At 38.1% G+C, this 20,048-nt stretch carries 16 protein-coding genes; 9 read left to right on the forward strand and 7 right to left on the reverse strand.

Annotation, left to right across the window (positions count from 1 at the left end):
- Positions 1-226 precede the first annotated feature (226 nt).
- Positions 227-1,273: a DcaP family trimeric outer membrane transporter gene (locus H4J73_RS12320; protein ID WP_182182288.1), complete on the reverse strand. Its 1,047-nt coding sequence runs from the start codon at positions 1,271-1,273 to the stop codon at positions 227-229.
- 298 nt (positions 1,274-1,571) lie between these two features.
- On the opposite strand from H4J73_RS12320, the gene H4J73_RS12325 reads away from it, so the two are divergent.
- The 4 genes from H4J73_RS12325 to H4J73_RS12340 all read left to right on the forward strand — a co-directional run bounded on the left by H4J73_RS12325 (position 1,572) and on the right by H4J73_RS12340 (position 5,019).
- Positions 1,572-3,863 (forward strand): DPP IV N-terminal domain-containing protein, encoded by a 2,292-nt coding sequence (locus tag H4J73_RS12325; protein WP_182182289.1) that lies wholly within the window; start codon positions 1,572-1,574, stop codon positions 3,861-3,863.
- Between the two features lie 170 nt (positions 3,864-4,033).
- The gene (locus H4J73_RS12330) at positions 4,034-4,348 is read left to right on the forward strand and encodes a TraR/DksA C4-type zinc finger protein (protein WP_182182290.1); all 315 of its coding nucleotides are present in this window, start codon (positions 4,034-4,036) and stop codon (positions 4,346-4,348) included.
- A 9-nt stretch (positions 4,349-4,357) separates the two neighbouring features.
- Entirely contained in the window at positions 4,358-4,609 is a 252-nt protein-coding gene (locus tag H4J73_RS12335) for a YdcH family protein (protein ID WP_182182291.1), read from the forward strand.
- 116 nt (positions 4,610-4,725) lie between these two features.
- On the forward strand, positions 4,726-5,019 hold the full coding sequence (locus H4J73_RS12340) for a hypothetical protein (RefSeq protein WP_182182292.1): 294 nt from the start codon (positions 4,726-4,728) through the stop codon (positions 5,017-5,019).
- A 143-nt stretch (positions 5,020-5,162) separates the two neighbouring features.
- On the opposite strand, the gene H4J73_RS12345 is transcribed toward H4J73_RS12340, so the two are convergent.
- Together H4J73_RS12345 and H4J73_RS12350 are read right to left on the reverse strand one after the other, a co-directional pair.
- Entirely contained in the window at positions 5,163-5,864 is a 702-nt protein-coding gene (locus tag H4J73_RS12345) for an exonuclease domain-containing protein (protein ID WP_182182293.1), read from the reverse strand.
- Between the two features lie 16 nt (positions 5,865-5,880).
- On the reverse strand, positions 5,881-7,758 hold the full coding sequence (locus H4J73_RS12350; RefSeq protein ID WP_182182294.1) for a putative nucleotidyltransferase substrate binding domain-containing protein: 1,878 nt from the start codon (positions 7,756-7,758) through the stop codon (positions 5,881-5,883).
- A gap of 315 nt (positions 7,759-8,073) precedes the next feature.
- On the opposite strand from H4J73_RS12350, the gene H4J73_RS12355 reads away from it, so the two are divergent.
- From H4J73_RS12355 to H4J73_RS12370, 4 genes are all read left to right on the forward strand, one after another.
- A complete protein-coding gene (locus H4J73_RS12355; protein WP_182182295.1) occupies positions 8,074-8,325 on the forward strand; it encodes a DUF4212 domain-containing protein in 252 nt (83 codons plus the stop codon).
- A complete protein-coding gene (locus H4J73_RS12360) occupies positions 8,325-10,064 on the forward strand; it encodes a sodium:solute symporter family protein (RefSeq protein WP_182182296.1) in 1,740 nt (579 codons plus the stop codon). The genes H4J73_RS12355 and H4J73_RS12360 overlap by 1 nt, the downstream gene beginning before the upstream one ends.
- 236 nt (positions 10,065-10,300) lie before the next feature.
- Positions 10,301-10,741: a hypothetical protein gene (locus tag H4J73_RS12365; RefSeq protein WP_182182297.1), complete on the forward strand. Its 441-nt coding sequence runs from the start codon at positions 10,301-10,303 to the stop codon at positions 10,739-10,741.
- Positions 10,742-11,230: 489 nt separating this feature from the next.
- On the forward strand, positions 11,231-13,096 hold the full coding sequence (locus H4J73_RS12370) for an ATP-dependent endonuclease (RefSeq protein ID WP_182182298.1): 1,866 nt from the start codon (positions 11,231-11,233) through the stop codon (positions 13,094-13,096).
- Positions 13,097-13,420: 324 nt separating this feature from the next.
- Here H4J73_RS12370 and H4J73_RS12375 read toward each other — a convergent pair whose 3' ends face one another.
- Positions 13,421-14,293, reverse strand: a complete 873-nt coding sequence (locus tag H4J73_RS12375; RefSeq protein ID WP_182182299.1) for a carboxylate/amino acid/amine transporter — start codon at positions 14,291-14,293, stop codon at positions 13,421-13,423.
- 265 nt (positions 14,294-14,558) lie between these two features.
- Here H4J73_RS12375 and H4J73_RS12380 point away from each other — a divergent pair, with 265 nt between their 5' ends.
- Entirely contained in the window at positions 14,559-14,981 is a 423-nt protein-coding gene (locus H4J73_RS12380) for a VOC family protein (protein WP_182182300.1), read from the forward strand.
- A gap of 96 nt (positions 14,982-15,077) precedes the next feature.
- On the opposite strand, the gene H4J73_RS12385 is transcribed toward H4J73_RS12380, so the two are convergent.
- From H4J73_RS12385 to H4J73_RS12395, 3 genes are read right to left on the reverse strand one after another with little or no spacing between them, the layout of a single operon-like run.
- A complete protein-coding gene (locus tag H4J73_RS12385; RefSeq protein WP_404851871.1) occupies positions 15,078-18,176 on the reverse strand; it encodes an efflux RND transporter permease subunit in 3,099 nt (1,032 codons plus the stop codon).
- Positions 18,176-19,282 (reverse strand): efflux RND transporter periplasmic adaptor subunit, encoded by a 1,107-nt coding sequence (locus H4J73_RS12390; RefSeq protein ID WP_182182301.1) that lies wholly within the window; start codon positions 19,280-19,282, stop codon positions 18,176-18,178. The genes H4J73_RS12385 and H4J73_RS12390 overlap by 1 nt, the downstream gene beginning before the upstream one ends.
- A gap of 28 nt (positions 19,283-19,310) precedes the next feature.
- A complete protein-coding gene (locus H4J73_RS12395; protein ID WP_182182302.1) occupies positions 19,311-20,033 on the reverse strand; it encodes a TetR/AcrR family transcriptional regulator in 723 nt (240 codons plus the stop codon).
- Between the last annotated feature and the right edge of the window lie 15 nt (positions 20,034-20,048).

The following is a 20,048-nucleotide window of genomic DNA, read 5'->3' on the forward strand; positions in this document are numbered from 1 at the left end:
TGAGAAAGGCCATCCTGAACATTCGTCGCTACTTGCCATCCATGGCACCACGACATACCGTTCATCCTGAACATTCGTCGCTACTTGCCATCCATGGCACCACGACATACCGTTCATCCTGAACATAAAAAAGGGGAAGCAAAAGCTTCCCCAAACAACCTCAGAATAGGAGGTCAACTAACGCAAGAACGTGTGAATTTCTTTTGTCTGTATGTCGATTTATGACCTATAAAACATATTTTGCTGAAAATTGTAGGTAATCGGAGTCAACATTTTTATCTTCCATTTCAAAGTTACCCACTTCAACACCAAATGATAATTGCTTGGTCACATTTTTGAATAAATTTACGCCCCAATGGGTACGGTCATAATCAGCGACATCTGTGGTTGTATTGCCATAAAATGCTGTGCTTCGTAACCCTTCAGACCAAAAGTGACGATAGGCAACACTAATTGACGTTGTTTCTTCAACTTCTTCACCAATTAAATCTTTTGAAGCCGTAACACCGACATAACGACCAACTTCACCACCATGAAATTGGAAGCGAAAATCATCTTTGCCAAAGGTATTTATACGGCCAGAAATACCATAGCCCAATGCTGACTCTTCGTTACCACCAACGGTTTGTAATTGCTTAGCTACTGCAGCAATAGCCACGTTACCCCAATCACCTTTGAAATTATAACGACCAATAATATCCGGCATTGAGTCGTTACCACTTACACCACCGTATGATTCTGGATTTTCAACAGAAACTTGAAAATTACCCATGGTGTAACGTACTTGTCCCTGACGAATAAATGCTGCTGCTACTAATGGTCCACCAAAATCAGCCGCTTCAGCGAGCGCGCTGGTATTGACAAAAGTTGACCATGTTTCACCAATTAATAGATTTTTGTATTTAATAAAAGCGTGACGAATACGTGGGTTTGATGAATTAGAAATAATTTCGTTGCCCCCCCCTCTAACCGCCTCACCGTAGAAATCCATTTCAATAAAACCGGTTAAATCACCATGTTGATATTTGGTATTAATACGCGATTCATTAACCGCAATACCAAAGTTCGAAATACTTTCGGTTAAGGCAGTACCACTACCATACCAATAATCTGTTGCTGCAACGGTGCCATCGGTGTAGCGTGCATCAGCTTTTATATAACCACCGAAAGTAATGGTATCGTTATTGTCTAATTTAATTTCGTAAGCCGCATTTGCACTGCCCGCCAACGCTAATAATCCTGTTGCTAATAGAAGCTTTTTCTTATTGAACATTTTGCTATCCCCGTTTATTGTGTATTAGCCTAGGAAAACTGCAGATACGATCCGTTGGCTACTTTTTATCGTTTTATTATTATTTTATTTTCATAACTTAAAACGTTAATGGGTATTTAGAAATTAGACATAAGTCTAAAGCGGATGTTTTTTATTGCTAATTTTGATTAATTCACCTTATAAAGTCGTATATTTAACGATAATCACACTCGAAACCATAAGGAAATGTTAGGCTGGCAATAGCATTACTTGTATTATTATCAGGTGAATAACTCATAATGAAAAAAGGTAAATTTAGATGAGAAAATCTCTTATTCTTGCCAGTGGCGTTGCGCTTATCTCTGCTCTGACGCCAACCGTTTTGTCAGCAAAACAGCTCAGCGTTAACGACTACAAAAAGGCAGAACAGCAACTAGCAAGCCATACCAGTAAGTTAGTAACCGGTACTGTTGATTATCCTTTATGGTCAGACAATGGTACGTTGGTTTACCGCAGTCATACAAAAGACGGTGACCAGTTTTTTAAAGTTAATACTAACAGCCAAAAAAAATCGCTTGCTTTCGATCATAAAAAGCTAGCTGACTCACTGGCCCGTGTTACAGAAACCGAAATAAATCACGATGAACTCCCTTTTTATCAAGTAGAATTCACCTCAGCAAGCAACATTAAACTCTCAGTAAAAGCGAAAAGTTACCAGTGTGATTTAGAGACTTACTTATGTAATCTTGATGAATTAGCACAAAAAAGTGATGAGAATGTATCGCCTGACGGCAAACAAGCGGTATTTATTCGTGCACATAATTTATGGTTGCGTGACTTAACAACAGATAAAGAAAGCCAGCTAACCACAGACGGCGTTAAAGATTTTGGTTACGCGACCAATAACGCAGGTTGGGTGCGTCGTGACTCACCCGTAGTGATTTGGGCACCTAATTCAAAAAAATTAACTACCTTTAAGCATGATGGTCGTAAAGTTGGCGACATGGGCATTGTTTCAACCGCTGTGGGTCATCCTGACATTGACGTATGGAAATACCCGCTCCCGGGTGACGAACATATTTTTGCTATTCATCGAGTCGTTATCGACATTGAGACTCAAAAAGTGACACCACTTGATATGGAACCCGATGCTCATCGCTCAACAATTACTGACCATGTCGCAGGACGTAATGGCGAGTTATTAGATATAGATTGGGCTGATGACAGCAACACGTTTGCTTTTGTTTCTTCAACGCGCGATCACAAAACTGCCACGTTAAAAATTGCTGATGCTAATACGGGTAAAATAAAAGTTGTTATGTCTGAAACGCAAAATAGCTTTTTTGAGTCAGGTGTTGACGGTATTAGTTGGAAATACCTAGAGAAAAGCAATGAAGCCATTTGGTTTTCACAGCGAAGTAATTGGGGACATTTATACCTTGTTGATTTAGCGACAGGTAAAATTAAACAACCGATTACCCAAGGCGATTGGACCGTTATTGAATTACTGCATGTTGACCAAAACACAGGTAAGCTAATTTTCACTGGCGCAGGTAAAGAAGGTGGCGATCCCTATTACCATTACCTCTATAGCGTAAACAAAGATGGTTCTGATTTAACCTTATTAACACCAGAGAAAAAACATCACCGTATTACGTTAAACAAAGCAGGAACACACTTCTTAGATCGCACCGCGACACCAACAATTGCTGAAACGAGTAGGGTTCGCGCAATTGATAATAAAAAAGAATTCACCATTGAAACTATGGATATCAGTAAGTTAAAAGATTCTGGTTGGAAAGCTCCCGTTGAATTTATTGTAAAAGACAGAAACGGTGAAAATGACATTTACGGTTTACTGTACAAACCAACAAATTTTGACGCGAGTAAGTCTTACCCTGTCGTTAACTATTTATATCCGGGTCCACAGGTAGGAAGTATCCGAGGTCGTCATTTCCGCAGTTCTCGTGGAGACAATCAATCAATTGCTGAATTAGGCTTTATTGTGATTGAAATTGACGCGTTAGGCACGCCGAGTCGCTCGAAAGCGTTTCATGACTTTTATTACGGCAACATGGGTGACAGTGGTATTCCTGATCAAGTGTCAGCTATTCAGCAGTTAGCTAAAAAACATAGCTGGATTGATGCAACGCGCGTGGGTATTTGGGGGCATTCAGGTGGTGGTTTTGCATCAACTCGTGCTTTATTAACTTTCCCAGATTTCTACAAAGTGGCGGTATCACAAGCCGGTAATCATGATAACCGTAACTATGCTGACGAATGGGGCGAGAAATACCATGGTCTTGAAGTAAAAAATGAAGATGGCACCAGCAACTACGATAGCCAAGCAAACCAGTTATCGGTTGAAAGCTTAAAGGGCAAGTTATTGATTGCTCACGGCACAACCGATACTAATGTTCCGCCTTACAATACCTTGATTGTGGTTGAAGCTTTGATCAAGGCTAACAAAGATTTCGATATGTTAATGCTGCCAAACCGTGGTCACGGTTTTGCGCGCGAACCTTATATGATGCGTAAACGTTGGGATTATTTCGTAGAACACTTAATGGGTGCAACGCCACCAAAAGAATTTGTTTTCTCTAAAAAATAAAAAAAGTTCGTAAATAATTCTTAAAAAAGACGCTTCAAGCGTCTTTTTTATTGCTTCGAAATATATTTATAATCATTTGCTTGTTCACGTTTGCATGAGCTAGATCAAGGAAATTAGCTAACATTTGCATAAAATGAAGTTATGGCCGTTAACATAAAAAGGAAAATGATATGAAAAATCAAGAAATACTCGCCTCTTTAACGGAGAAAAAATCTCAGTTGGAACATCGTATTAGTGCTATCGAAGCCGACTTTCACAAAGGCCGCTCGCCAGACTTTGCTGAACAAGCTACCGAAACAGAAAATGATGAAGTACTCGATAAAATTCATCACGAAGCGAAAGCTGAATTAAAGCATGTTATTGCCGCGTTAGATCGTTTAAAAAATGATAAATATGGTTTTTGTGCCAGCTGTGATACCGCGATTAACACGAAAAGGTTACACGTTTTACCTTACACAATCACTTGTATCAACTGCGCACAATAAGGAAGAAAAATGATAATAGAAAAACATGATTTACACCATGAATTCCCAGAGTTTACGGATGAAATACATAACCTTAAAATGAATGACGCACATTTTGATCGCTTATTCAAAGCCTACCATGAGCTAAATCAAGAGGTACGCCATATAGAACAAGGTGTTGAAAATACTTCTGACGAATATCTAGACCAACAAAAAAAGCAGCGCTTACATTTAAAAGATGAATTATTTGCAATCATCAAAAAAGAAAAAACCAGCACCTAACGAATAACACTAGACAAAGTTTAAAATCTATTTATTGTAGTTAATGCCTCTGGGTGCTTTTATTTTTCAAAAATAAACACCACGAGGCCTCTAACAACAAAAAAATAGGTGGTTTCATGGCTAGACTAAAACAGGCAAAAGTAGCATTACAAGAGTCATACGATTGTTTTAACCAAGCAGTAGAAAAGCAACTCCCCGCATTAGCACTGTCAAATACCGACTCTATTAAAAATTTACTCGATATCGTTATTCGCCGTGAATCGCTTTCTGTCGCTAAGAAAAGTAGCTTCCCTAATAAGCTTTCTGCCGATTTACGAAAAAAATTAGCTGACGTATTATTACTCATCGATAAAGTTGATATTGAAATAATCAAAGCGAATGCTAAATCGCCCTCAATCGATAAAGCATAAGCGGACACAAAATCTCATTTCAAATAAAAATAGGTCCATTTACACAGTGGTATTTTTTCAAATTTAATTTTTCGCTTAAAAATACCACTGCCACTTTGCACGAATGACTTACGCATCATTTTAACCAGCAAACTCAACAACAATTACAGCAATAAATCGTTGAGTTTAAGTGTACTATTAGGCATATTGCTCACTTGTACCATTAATAACTCAGCCGTTGCTATTGCGTCATTTAAAGCATTATGAGCAAAATGATTAGGCAAGCCATGCTGATAACGTAAAGCTGACAATCTTAAGTCTGAAGGGTCGTAAGCGACATCTTTTTTATCTAATTGCCGTTTCGCTATCATTAAGGTGTCTATCATAGGAAAAACCGGCGCTACGCCATAAAGTTCAAGGCATGCTTGTTGCAAAAACTGCCTTTCAATTCGTGCAAAATGCACTAACATCACTTTTCCAGCTAATGCGTTGAGCAACACTTCAACTACTTCTTTTAATGGCGCACCTTGTTCTTTTTGCTGATCGGTTATCTGATGAATAATCACGTTATCTGCTGAAAGCTCATCTTTGGTCTTTATTATTTGGTGATAACTGTCTTTTAACGATATCTGCTGCTGTTTTATCCCGATAAAGCCCACACTTAGTAATTTATCATTAATGGCGTGAAGGCCTGTGGTTTCAAAATCAACTGACAAGATATCAATATCACTTAAAGGTGTATTGGGGTCAGGAAATTCTATTGAAAGAAAGTCTTTTAATGCTCCTTTGGGGGCACGTGCCCAAGCACGTTTACGCTGCGCTTCATAGCCGAGTAACCTATAAAAAAAGGGGTGATTGCTGATCATACTTATACCCTTCTCTTTAAGACGTTGACTGACGACTGTCTTGCAATGCTTTAATCACTTTAAAAGCATCTTTTAAATGCTCACGTTCGAGTTTAGATAATTTCTTAGGAGACAAATAATTATTAGCCTCTTTGTTTACTTGCAATAAATTAGCTTGGTGCTCTAAACGTAAAATCCCCAAAAATTCATAAGCATCAATTAAATTAGCGGCTGACTCTCTAGAGATAGAAGGAGTTCCCGCTGCTTTTTGTAAGCGTTCAATGGTATTTACTGATGCAATGCCTTCGGCCAACGCGTAAATTCTTGCTAGATCAACAATCGGCGCAATACCGTTATGTTTAATGTCTAAGCTTGATTTATGGTCGCCATCCGAAATAAGAACAAAATCACGAAAAAAGCCCAGTGGAGGTCTTAACATCAAAGCATTTCTTGACATGTGTGCGAGAAACAAACTATTGCCACTCGTTTTTTTCAATAGCTTAACGCGTACGTCATTAAGCAAAGATTCATCACCGTGTACTGTTGTTAAATCAAAAAAAACACACCCGTTTAGCAACGCTTGTGGACGTGGCGTATTTACCCATTGTTCAAAGTATTTGTGCCATTTTTTTTGAGGCTGTCGCCATTTAGGGTTAGTTGCCATAATATCGCCAGGACATAACACAAAACCACACGCGGCAAGACCATCACAAACAAAAGAGGCTAAATTTTCAAACCATGCCTCATGTTCAGGCCTTAAATCGTCAGAAATAATCAAGGCATTATCTTGATCAGAATGAGCAAGTTGCTCTTGTCTCCCTTGAGAACCACAGGCTAACCACGCATAAGGCACGGGCGCTTTACCATTGATTTTTTCTGACATTTCAATAATTCGAATGGTAAATGCCATAGTTATCGCGCTAATGCTTTTACCAACATGATCAGCACTTGTACCAAGTTTAGCCATACGGATCTGTAATTTTGGCAACAACTTACTAATACGAATCAAATCATTAATAGTACCCGCTTTACGGATAATGCTGGTGATATTCACAGCATTATGACCTTCATTATTCATTAAGTCAGTGATAGTAACCATTGCCACTAATTCACCGTATTCTCCAGATTGGCTAAAACCAGTAATGGGTAAATGGTGAATGCGCTTACTGGTCATCAACATGAGCGCGTCATAGGCGCTACTTTGCTCGGGTAACGTTGCCATATCTATTGTCATGATTTCACTTACGGGGCGAGTAAAAGGTAAACCTTCCGCTACGCACCGTCGACGAATATCTTTGTCAGTAACTATGCCAACAGGTACACTTGCTGTATCTTTTTCAGGATTAATCACCACTAAACAAGAAACATCTTTTGCTGTCATTTCTATCGCCGCTTGTTGAATACTTTGTTCGCTATTAATGGTTAATACTGGCTTATGATAAAATTGGCTAATCGGGTTATTAATCAACGAAGAATTGATAATCGCCTCTTCATTTACCTTACTCATTTTGCCTTTTAAACGCTCTGCGGCTGTTTGCATAAAAAAGGCGTCTATTTGCGGATAATCAGTCACTAAAGATAACAATTTTTGATAGTTAAGACTGTACAGTAAAGTGTCTTCTTCGGTGTTTACATTCACTTCATTACGTTGCGCGGGGCGACAAAATACACTGCAAATTTCCCCTTCAGTATATTTCCCGACTAACTGGCCATTATGATCGGTATAAACCAATGCGCCTTTGCGTAATATATAAAGACGCGCCTCTTCAATACCTTTGGGTGGCAAGGGCTGTTTAGCCCTTACGTAACAAATATTAATTTCTTTGACCAGCTGTAAGGTCACCGTTGCTGGTAAGGTGTCGAAGGGTGGAATAGCTTGAATAAAAGCACTAATTTCGGCGAGTTCACTGTCCATATTGTTGCTGCCTTTAACGAAGAAAAACTTAGTAGATAGCTATTTTTAGTGCATTTAACCCTCTCGCGTCAACCATAAAACACAAGATCTAGACTAAAGTGTAATACCTCAACGCTAAAAACCTTGTTAGTGTCAATACTAGTTAAATTTCACTATGAATTTTGATCTGGGTTTTATCATTGGTCCGAATTAATAGTAAATCTAACGACTACCTTAATTGGTAAAACAGGTGATAAATCAAGCGTAAAAAAATAATAAACGCTTTACATAATAACTGGGTTAAACCCAGATAAGTTAAGTTGCTAGGAGAGGATAATGGAAGAGAAACAGTCATATTGGTCAGAAAATCTGCGCCTAATATTTATATGTCTTGTTATCTGGTTCGTGGTTTCATTTGGTTTCGGTTTGCTATTAGTTGAACCCTTAAATGAAATTCGTCTCGGTGGGTACAAACTTGGTTTCTGGTTTGCACAACAAGGTTCAATTTACACATTTGTCGGTTTAGTTTTTTGGTATACCAAAAAAATGAACGATCTTGATAAAAAATATAACGTCGAGGAATCATAATGGATGAGTTAAAACTCTATACATACATTGCGGTATTTGGTTCTTTCGCCGTTTACTTTGCTATTGCCTGGTGGGCACGTGCAGGTTCAACCAGTGACTTTTATGTTGCCGGTGGTGGTGTTACACCTCTGCAAAATGGTATGGCGATTGGTGCCGATTGGATGAGTGCAGCGTCATTTATTTCAATGGCGGGCATGATTTCTTTCCTAGGTTACGGTGGCTCAGTTTTCTTAATGGGTTGGACTGGTGGTTATGTACTACTGGCCATGTTACTTGCACCTTACATGCGTAAACACGGTAAATTCACCGTACCTGAATTCATTTTTGACCGTTACTACTCAAAAACCGCACGTGTTGTTGCCGTTGTTTGTTTAATCATCGCGTCTTTAACTTACATCATCGGTCAAATGAAAGGTGTTGGTGTTGCTTTCTCTCGCTTTTTAGAAGTTGAGTATGACAATGGTCTTTACATCGGTATGTTCGTTGTTTGGGTTTATGCCGTACTCGGTGGTATGAAAGGTATTACTTACACGCAAATCGCTCAGTACATAGTATTAATTTTTGCTTATACAATTCCAGCAGTCTTCATATCACTTCAGTTAACAGGTAACCCTATTCCACAGTTAGGTTTAGGTTCTACATTAGCCGACGGTAGTGGTGTTTACTTACTCGATAAGTTAGATCTTGTAGTGACTGAACTCGGCTTTAAAGAGTACACCACTGACAACATGGGTGGCACAGTAAATATGTTCGCTTATACCTTGTCACTGATGATAGGTACTGCAGGTTTGCCTCACGTTATTATGCGCTTTTTCACGGTACCATCAGTAAAAGCGGCACGTCAGTCAGCAGGCTACGCGTTAGTTTTCATCGCATTGTTGTACACAGTTGCTCCTGCAGTTGGCGCAATGGCACGTTTAAACCTAATGAATACTATAGAACCAGTAGCGGGTCAAAATTTAGATTATGCTGAGCGTCCTCAGTGGTTTAAAGATTGGGAAAAAACTGGCCTATTAAAGTATGAAGAAAAAAATGGCGATGGTAAAATTCAGTACACTGCAGATAAAGCAACCAATGAAATGGTTAAAGTTGACCGCGACATTATGGTATTGGCTAATCCTGCAATCGCTAACTTACCAAACTGGGTCATTGCTTTAGTTGCCGCAGGTGGTTTAGCTGCCGCGTTATCTACCGCAGCTGGCTTATTATTAGCGATATCGTCCTCTATTTCTCATGATTTAATGAAAGGTATATTAACACCTGACTTATCAGAGAAAAATGAGCTACTGGCCGGTCGTGTGGTGATGACAATATCAGTACTCGTTGCTGGCTGGCTGGGTTTAAATCCGCCTGGCTTTGCCGCAGGAACGGTGGCGCTAGCCTTTGGTTTGGCCGCATCGTCAATATTCCCAGCGTTAATGATGGGTATATTCGCTAAAAAAATGAGCGGTAAAGCAGCGGTTGCTGGTATGATTTCAGGTATCGGTGTCACTATGTTGTACGTATTCCAACATAAAGGCATTATGTTTATTCCTGGCACTTCATTCCTTGGTGATATGGGTCCAAACTGGTTCTTCGGAATTTCACCCAATGCTTTTGGTTCAGTAGGGGCAGCTGTTAACTTTGCAGTAGCTTTCGCTATGTTAAAAGTAACAGGTCCAGCGCCCGCTCATATCCAACAGATGGTTGAAAACTTCCGTACGCCACATGGTGGTGTTTCAGAAGCACATGATCACTAATTAGTCTAACAACGACTTATTGATTGATTAAACTAAAGCCCTATTTAACGTTTATAAATAGGGCTTTTTATTTTCTAATTACGATATACTCAATCAATCTAATCTGCCAAAGCAGACGTAATTCTTACCTCCGAACTGGCTAAGTAGCCGTCATCCTAAATTTATTTCAGGATCTCGATTTAAGATACTAAAATAAATTCAGCATGACGAAGTAACATACACTCATAGGAAATTTTATGAACAAACACACCAAAACAGCTATTATTGTTGCCCCTATTCTGACTATTTTAGGTTTTGCATTAGCTGATTTATGGGAAGAAAATAGCGCTAGCCAAGCGCGAGCCTTCGAATTAGTACCGTTTGGACATTGCGATGTGAGTAATCAAAAATGTATATTAAAAACTGGAGAATTTGAAGTTAATGTTATGGATGAGAAAGGAATAACAACGGTAAACTCTACATTTCCTATCGACACCGCGACTTTATTCCTGGTCGATAAAGCCAACCAAGCGACCCCTTTTCAGCTGGGAATGAAAGACTCTCCTTATTACTGGAAGCGCGAAACACCTCTCGGCAGTTTGATTGCCAATAAAGGCGAAAGCTACAAATTACGCTTAATCATTGAGATTAAGGGGGGTAAATATTTTTCTGAGTTTTATACCCAAACGATTAATTAAACCTCAAACATAGACAGCCTTCGTTCATTTATCAGTTAACGCTAACAAAGTGGTATTAGTGATCATAAGTACTTAATCACCTATTAGTGATTTGAGCCGCAGATGAATGTCTGTGACTACGTATAATGATTGATACTAGTCTCATTTACGGTTAATTATTTTTAAAGGGATACATCAAAGTTCGCTTTTCTGAAAAGACGATGTTTCAGTCATAATACTTGATATTCAATCAGCAATATTTAGGATCATTTTGTGCGCTAAGCGGAAGATAGCAACTCCTTAGCCCCAACTTCCCCTTCAAGACTCAAAGCTGCAGTTGGTAAGTTATCCCTAGACGCTAACTTTACCATTTTAAAGACTAAACTTATTAATTACTCTGTTGAACTATTGAAGTTAAGAAGACTTAAACTTTAATACAATATAGCTCAAGAGTAATAATTAGTTTAGTATAGGTAAAACAATAATTTACGCACAATACTGGAATTACGGATGATAATTGGGTTGCAAGTAAGGCATTTCAAAGCGTATAAGAATATTAAATACATTCCTATTGGTCATGAGCATAACTTCGTTGCTTATTCTGGTGAAAATGGAGCAGGTAAAAGTTCTATTCTTGAAGCTTTAGACACTTTTTTAAATAATAAAACGTGGCTTCTTACAAAAAACACTAATGCCACGGATTCGTATATTTGTCCTCTCTTTTTAATACCTAAAGATAAAGCACCTCGATTAACAAGTAATTTCGAAACCATAAGTAACTATTTTTGGGAATTGGAGCAGAAAGATAAAAGAGATCAGTTTTTTGAAATCCGAGACAAGCTAATTGAAAGTCATAGAGATACACATTTTTTAATTTTTGCTGGGGAAACAATAGAACACAAAATTTTATTTCCTTTTGGTGATTCCATTCAAAAAAGCCTATTGAAAGAATTAGAACCTAATTTCTCAGAAAAAAACTTTCTGAAAGAATTAAAAGACATTTATTCCTATGTATATATTCCAGTTGAGATAAATTCAGAAGACTTCACTAAAATTGAGACTGTAGAAATGCAGAAAATATTCAATAAAGAAGTTGTGAATGAAATTAAGAAATCGCTACGACCTAAAGATATCGAAAACATTAATACTCGACTTGATTCATTTGTAAATGAATTAGAAGGGAAGATGGAGGGTAATTATTATTATGATACTGGTGATACAGGTACTAAAAAACTAACTCAAACCTCACTAGTCGATACGATCCTTGAGATGTATTTCAAGAAAAGAGTATTGATGAAAGGTAGCAGGGATAAAGTTAAATTATCTAAAAAAATGAGTGAATTAAGTGCAGGAGAGAAAAGAGAATCTTTAATAAACTTGGTCTATGTTTTTTTAAAAGAAGAAAAAGAAAGAGATAAAATAATCATAATAGGTATAGATGAACCTGAAAATTCACTACATACAGCGATTTGTTATGAACAATTTGAAAAATTAAAAAAAGTATCAAAATTTGCACAGGTTTTATTAACTACACATTGGTATGGTTTCTTACCAATTGTTGATAGAGGGTTGGTGCATTTTATTAAAACAGAAATAAAAGAGAAAGATTCTGGTTCTGATGAAATTGTAGTTTTTGATCAGACAGTCGATTTATACAGATATCCCTATCAAACAAAAAAACTACCAAAAGATTTTTCTTTAAAAAGTACCAACGATTTGGTTCAATCAATTTTCCACTCATTAACGACAAGTAATCCATATAACTGGTTGATATGTGAAGGTTCAAGTGATCAGATATATCTAGATTATTTTTTGAGAAATATAAAAGAGGAATTAAATTTACAGATAATTCCTGTCGGTGGAGTTGAGCTAGTTAAAAAGTTCCATACGTATATATCTTTACCAATACATGAAATTATTGGCGCTAAAAACAACGGTCGAGTGTTTTGTTTAACTGATACAGATGCTAACTTAAGAAAAAATGGTGTAGTCCAATATAAAGATTTAAAACCCCACATAATATTAAAAAGACTTTCTGTTGGTGATAATCACGTTACTGAATTAATTAATTTTGAAGTCGAAGAAAGACAACAACCAATTGATATCGAAAAATCACTTAATCCTGAAGTTTTTTTAGAAACACTAATACAGCTTGAAGTTGATGGTAAATACTTAATAGATACAGACGGAATACAAAATATTAAAGGAAATACTACAACTGGTAATTTAAGAAATTGGGAAATAGAAAATTTCTTTTCTGATGAAAAAATGAAAGATGATTTTGCATTAAAATACATTTCAGTTATGGCAGAACGTTTTGATGATAAATATACTCCAACTTGGGTGAAAGAGATTATAGATTTTTTTTCCAAATAACCATCAAGATTCGTGCTAATGCAATTTTAGAGTGACCGCAATGGTTGGCTAAGCGGACTATTTATTAAGATAAATCCGTGTCTAAATTAGGACGGCTATGTGGCAAAAGTTAGCGTTCTGAGGTGGACTCAACAGGATCCTGTGCCACCATTTAGTTCATTCATTTACTTGTATTGCCATAACTTAAAAGTACTAAAATACCTATCGGCCATTGAATATCACTCGCTACAATCAATTGCTCTGACCCTTTGATTTTCTTACCTTTGCTGTCTGGTTAACATTGCCAACAGAAAATTGGTTTTTGTCATCCTTTAATATTGTAGGTTAGTCAACAGACAAGACTTTGTCCTTCGAAGGTATAGTGCTTATCTGATTAAGTAATAAAGCGGCCAAAATAATTCCACCACCAATACTTAACCTCAGTATGTCCGCCTCCCGGTTCCAAATCAGTACATTAACAACAATACCTGCTGGAATAAGTACATTATTCATTGCGGCTAACGCACCTACATTGACTAACGTCGCGCCTTTATTCCACCCAAAGTAGCCTAAGCCCGAAGCAACGATGCCTAAGTAAATGAGCACTCCCCATTGAATTGGTGTACTGGGTAACTTATCTGTATTGCCAAATAAAACATAACACACAGTAGCGACTAATAATGCGCCAATAAAAAACCACCCAAATACAGTTTTATGATCCACCTTACTGTTGCTCATTAAACGTTTGTAAGTCACTTGCCCTGTGGCAAAACACATATTGGCCGCTTGCACTAATAACAAGCCCATCAAAAAGTTACTATTAATACTTTCATAGCGAATAGCTAACGCACCACATACGGCAATAAGGGCTATAACAAAAAAACGAGGGTTAAAATGCTTTTCAAGCGCATCGTTTAGTAGCGTAATATAAATGGGGGTCATTACCGTAAATAATAATACTTCAGGCACAGATAAATATAAAAAGGAGTGATAGTAAAAACTATACATGGCGCCAAGTTGTATCGCGCCAATAAACATGAGCTTTATAGCTAAGGGCTTTGGTGTTTTTTTAAAACTTAAAAACGGTAAAAAAACTAAAGTAGCCAGCGCAATGCGCATCAAAACGCTAAACCACGCATCAACTTGACCGGCTAAATAAACCCCAATTAAACTAAATGAAAATGCCCAAAGCAGGGTCACTGCAAATAAATAGCCCATAAATATCATCGTTAATTAATTAATGGCGACAGTCTATCTCTTATAAAAAATAAAATCTCTCCATTGGGTTTTTATAATAATGACTTTATGCCATAACGCTAGCTAACTTACCTATCGTTAAATTAGCAGCTAGCAGCGTTACCATATTTCACTTTCCTTGAGATTCTCGACAGTAAGGGTAATAATATAAATGTATTACAAACAGCTTCCCTCAAGTTAACTTAAGGTTTTATAGTGCCGTCACTTTTAATAACCAAGGATCTTTATGCTACACATTGAACATATAAACTTAGTCGTACATGATATTCCAGAAACTCTTACTTTCTACCAAGCCGCCTTTCCTCATTGGAAAGTGAGAGCTAAAGGCACCGCTGAGTGGCACGGCGTGGCGCGCAATTGGCTACACTTTGGTGACGATTATCAATACCTAACGTTCAATGATGATGGCATAGAAGAAAATCGTGATTTAACGGGTCACCAAGTAGGTTTAGCGCATTTTGCCTTTGTAACCCCTAACTTGTCTGCAATGAAAAGTAGATTGGCTGAAGCAGGCTTTGCAGTGCATAAACAAGGGGCTGAAAATCCATATCGGGCTAACTTGTATTTTCTAGACCCTAATGGCTTTGAAGTAGAATTTGTCGAATATTCTAGCGATTTACCCGAACAGCGTAATAGTAGCGATGAGTAACTTAATACGCTAAAAGCGAAAGGGCATCACTTAACCATAAGTGATGCCCTTTTCTTTTGAAGTAAACGTTTAAAACAAAAGTCTTAACCGTTAAATTCAGATTACGGCGGTTGTGATGTCTTGTTTATGTTCCGCTAAAGCCTCTCTGCGCTCTGCAAATAACAGGTAAAAACTGGGTAGCACAAACAGTGTAAATATTGTACCTATAAACATACCAGCCACAAGAATAATACCAATACTATTTCGAGCTTCTGCTCCGGCTCCAGTCACCAACACTAGCGGAAAGTGACCTAAAATAGTCGCCGCAGTAGTCATGAGTATTGGACGCAAACGTGTCGTTGCCGCCTCGGTAACGGCCGCTAATTTATTAGCACCCGCTTCCTGCGCATGATTAGCAAATTCAACAATCAAAATACCATTTTTAGCAATCAAACCAATTAAGGTGATCAAGCCAATTTGTGAGTAAATATTAATGGTTGTTAGCTCCATATAAGGTATTACCAATGCTCCTGACAAGGCTAATGGCACACAACCTAACAACACCACAAGGGGATCCCTGAAGCTGTTAAATTGTACCGCTAAGACTAAAAACACGATCAGTAATGACACACCTAGCACCATCATTAAAGTACTACCTTCTTTGCGAAGCTGACGTGATTCACCTGCATAGTCGATACTGTAACCTGTAGGTAACATGTTTCTTGCGGCATTTTCTAATGTTGCTAGTGCTTGTTCTTTGTTAACACCTGGCGCAACGCCACCATAAACTTTAAATGAAGCTTGTTGAGCGAACGTTGATAATTCTCGTGGTACTGTTTTCCACTTTAAATCAGCAACGGCTGAAACAGGTATTAATTCCCCTGAAGGTATTTTAATGTTCAATGCTAGAATTTCTTCTGTTTTTCCGCGCACGTTATTATCGACCATAGGAATAACGCGATATGCTTTGCCGTTAGCATCAAAACGGTTAACGAAGTTACTTGATAGCAAAATACTCATTTGCTCACTAATATCAGCAACACTCATCCCAAGGTCAGCAATTTTTTGACGATCAAGTTGTAATTCAACTTGTGGTAAATCTATTTTTAAATCCGTGTCTGCAAAAAGAAAATTGCCACTCGCAAAGGCAGCACCTACTAATTGATCCGCATAGCTTTTCATTTCGGCATATGAAGCCGAAGATTTAACCACCATTTCAATCTCAAACTGTCCTGCCGTTGGCAGTGAACCTGGTAATATGGGTAACATATTTAAACCCGGAATTTGTGCCAATTTGCCATACATTTGAGGAACAAGTTCCTGTGATGAATAATCACGGTCGTCAGCACCCACTAGTTCTAAACCACCAAACCCACCTGAAGTAAACAGTAGTTGCCAAACTTTTAAACCGCCTTCAATGTCTTGCAGTGTTTCCACCACTGGATCCATTTGAGCAACGTTATAGGTCAATGAAGAATCAGGAGGTGACATAACAACAAACATGACCATTGCTTGATCTTCAACAGGCGCTAGCTCTTTCTTTGATTGCAAATAAAAAGGCACCGAGAGTAAAGACACTACCGCTGCAATCAAAAAAACTTGTCCCTGCCATTTGAAAATACGCTGTAATAATTCTCCATAGGCTAGCTGAATATTCTCAAAGAGTTGGTTCACTTTTTGCGTTAACCAACCTTCTTCCCCGCCTTTAGGCAGTATATGTGCGCTCATTACCGATGATAAAGTAATCGCGACAATACCTGAAATAATCACCGCAATTGCCAGTGTAAAAGCAAACTCTTTAAATAAAACACCCGTTAAGCCTGATAAAAAACCAATCGGAGCATATACCGCAGCCAAGGTTAAGGTCATTGAAATAATAGGAACGAGCAGCTGTCGTGAACTTTCTAAAGCCGCGTCAAATTTTGAATAGCCCTTGCGCATTAATCGGGCAACGTTTTCAACGACCACAATCGCATCATCAACAACTAAGCCAACCGATAGTACAATCGCTAATACCGTTAATAAGTTCAGTGAAAAACCCATAAATGACATTGCAGCTACCGCGCCAAGAATAGAAATAGGTATGGTTATTAAAGGTACCATTGCACTTCTAAATGACCCCATTAACAAGAGAACGACCAAACCCACTAAGACGACAGTTTCCATTAAGGTGATAAAAATTTCACTTAATGCATCACGCATATAAAGTGTGCCGTCAAAGGCAAAATCAATTGTCATACCTAAGGGTAGTGTCTGATTTAACTCAGCAATTTTTTTATATAGGTTGTCACCGATATCAATTTCATTGGCACCCGGTAATGGCCAAATTGAAATATAAACGGTGTCTTTATCATTGAGTCTTGCCGTGATGCTGGCATCTTCTGCGGCTATTTCTATACGAGCAATATCTGTTAAATGAATCGTTGCACCGTCACGATTTGCTACCACTAATTCTTCAAATTCACTTACTGATGTTAATTGGCTATTCGCAACAATATCAATACGCTGCCGACTATTTTCAGCATAGCCCATCGTTGCAATACTGTTATTGGTAGCTAAAGCTTGATACACATCTTTTGAACTTAAGTTAAAGGCCGTAAGCGCTTGTGTATTCAACCAAATGCGCATCGCTGGTGTTCTAGCACCTTCAATACCAACACGTTGTACACCTTCTATCGCGTTGAGCACCGGATTCACTTGTCGCGTTAAGTAATCGGTAACTTTAGATAAGTCATTGCCATTAGCATTAACATTTAAATAGAACACGGCAAAAGGACGATCGGCTCGGCTCACCGACACGATAGGGTCTTGCGAACCTGCGGGTAATTCATAACGAATTTGACTCAGTCGCGCGGTTAATTCAGCTAAAGCCAATGTACTGTTTTCATTTAAGTTAAGCCATGCTGTGACTTTACTGCTACCGGAAGTCGTTTTAGACTCAACATACTCAACCCCCGGAACTGTTGCGGCAGCGCGCTCTATAGGTTCAGTGACAAACCCTTGTACCACTTCAGCAGAGGCGCCAATATAATAGGTATCGATGACTAACGAAGCGCTTTCTATTTTTGGAAACTGTAAAACAGGTATTTTACTAATAGACCAAAGACCGGCTAAACAAATGATAATAGACAAAACTAAAGCGACCACAGGACGGCGGACAAAGATGTCCATGACTGAAGCTTTGCTACTCGACATTGGGCTTGAAGTTTTTTTCATTATAGCGCCCTAATTTTATCAGCCGTATTAGCCGACAAAGACTCAGCAACATACACTCTCATTTGTGGAAATAATTTGAAGGCACCTTTTGTGGCAATGAGTTGTCCTTCTTTAATACCTGATAGCACGAATACACGGTCATCATTTCGGTCTCCTAATATAACGCTCACTTTTTTAGCGCGGTAAGCTCCTTCGCCTTCAGCCTCTAGAATAAAGACATAACTGCCTAGAGGATCACGCGTAATAGCGACATCAGGAACTGAAATAACCAGGGCCTTCGCGGCAATGGGCGAGTAAACACTGACTAGGGTATTAGGTTTTAAGGCTAATAATGACGATTTCACTTGTGCTCGATATTTCAAGCTACGTGATACACGTTTAAGTTGTGGGTCGATAGCAATAATTGTGGCATCAAAAGATTTCAGCTGGTTCATGGGGTTGATTTTAACAACCGAGCCAACCACAAGCTCTTTGTAGACTTGTGGTAAGTAGAAATCAACCCAAGTAAATTCATTCACACCAATCAAAGTAAGTACCTGACTATTTTTATCTAAATATTGTCCTACTTCCAGATTATGAATAGCCACATTTGCATCAAAAGGAGCTCTCAGCTTTTTCTTATAGATAGTGCTTTCTAATATCGCTACATCTGACTTAGCCACTTCAAACGCGGCTTCAGCTTGATCGACAAGCTCGGCACTAATTTCGTTATTTTTCTTCAACTCAATATAGCGACGATAGGTTTTTTTAGTAAATGTTAGCTGTGCTTGTGCGGCGATTAACCGAGCGTCTTCATCACGGTGGTCAATTTCAACAAGTACTTGGCCTTTTTTAACTAAATGTCCTGACTTCGCATTGATTTTGGTAATTTGACCAGCAAATTCATTATTTAATGACAATGCTTTAAACGCTTGTACTTCGCCACTGACTTTCAGCATTTTTTGATAATCAACAAGCACAGCTTTAGTCGCATTTACTGTTGCTGAAGACTCTGGCATTTGCGCCCCTGAAGAAGATGCCTCTTGTAAAAATGTTTTATAAAAATACAAACCACTAATCACCGCGGCTAAAATTATAATAGTCATAATCCATTGACGGATTTTCATATACTTTCCTTTATTATTTATCATTTTGTTATCTAAGCTCTGATATAACGAGTTGCTGAGCTACTTTTTCAATATCTTGTTTACTGACTTTTTTTTGCCAATCGAAGGTATTAATAAAACGCTGTAAGTTAAGAATATGTACATTATCGGTTGATAAAGAAGCGATACTCTCTTGGATTTCATTTTCTTGGTTGGTGTTTCTACCATGATGAATCCTTACTGTTTGAAAATACCCTACATTTAAAGACCATGCTCCAATGCTTATTTGTTCCATAGCATTGATGCCAGATTGCAATTCTTTAGTATCTACTGCCGTTTGTAACAGTACCTGAAAAGAATCCTCACAGACTTTGCTACAGTTGATCATATAATCAAGCCAACGTTGCGAACATCGTTTCATAATGGCACGAGTGTTGACGATACTTTCTAGTTGATCATCAAAACTAAACATTTGTACTTTTGAAAAATCGAGTAAGCTCAAAGCAATAATTCGTTCAGGTGTCGTAAGCGAGAGTGCAAGCACTTGACTAAAAACCCGATACTTTTCTTGATACATTTTTGTTGCCAGAGCAATCAGTAAATCTTCTTTACATTGCACAAACTTATACACTGAGCCCATAGATAGGCCCGCAGATTTAGCAATTGATGACATAGAAAAGTCTAACAATGTACTTTTTTCTATCGCAGTAACTGCGGCAAACAAAATTAACTTTTCTTGTTCTTCAAGACTAAACCTTGGTGCTGGTGCCATGACAACCTCTTTTAA

The sequence above is a fragment of the Colwellia sp. MB3u-41 genome (assembly GCF_014076845.1).
GTDB lineage: Bacteria > Pseudomonadota > Gammaproteobacteria > Enterobacterales > Alteromonadaceae > Colwellia_A.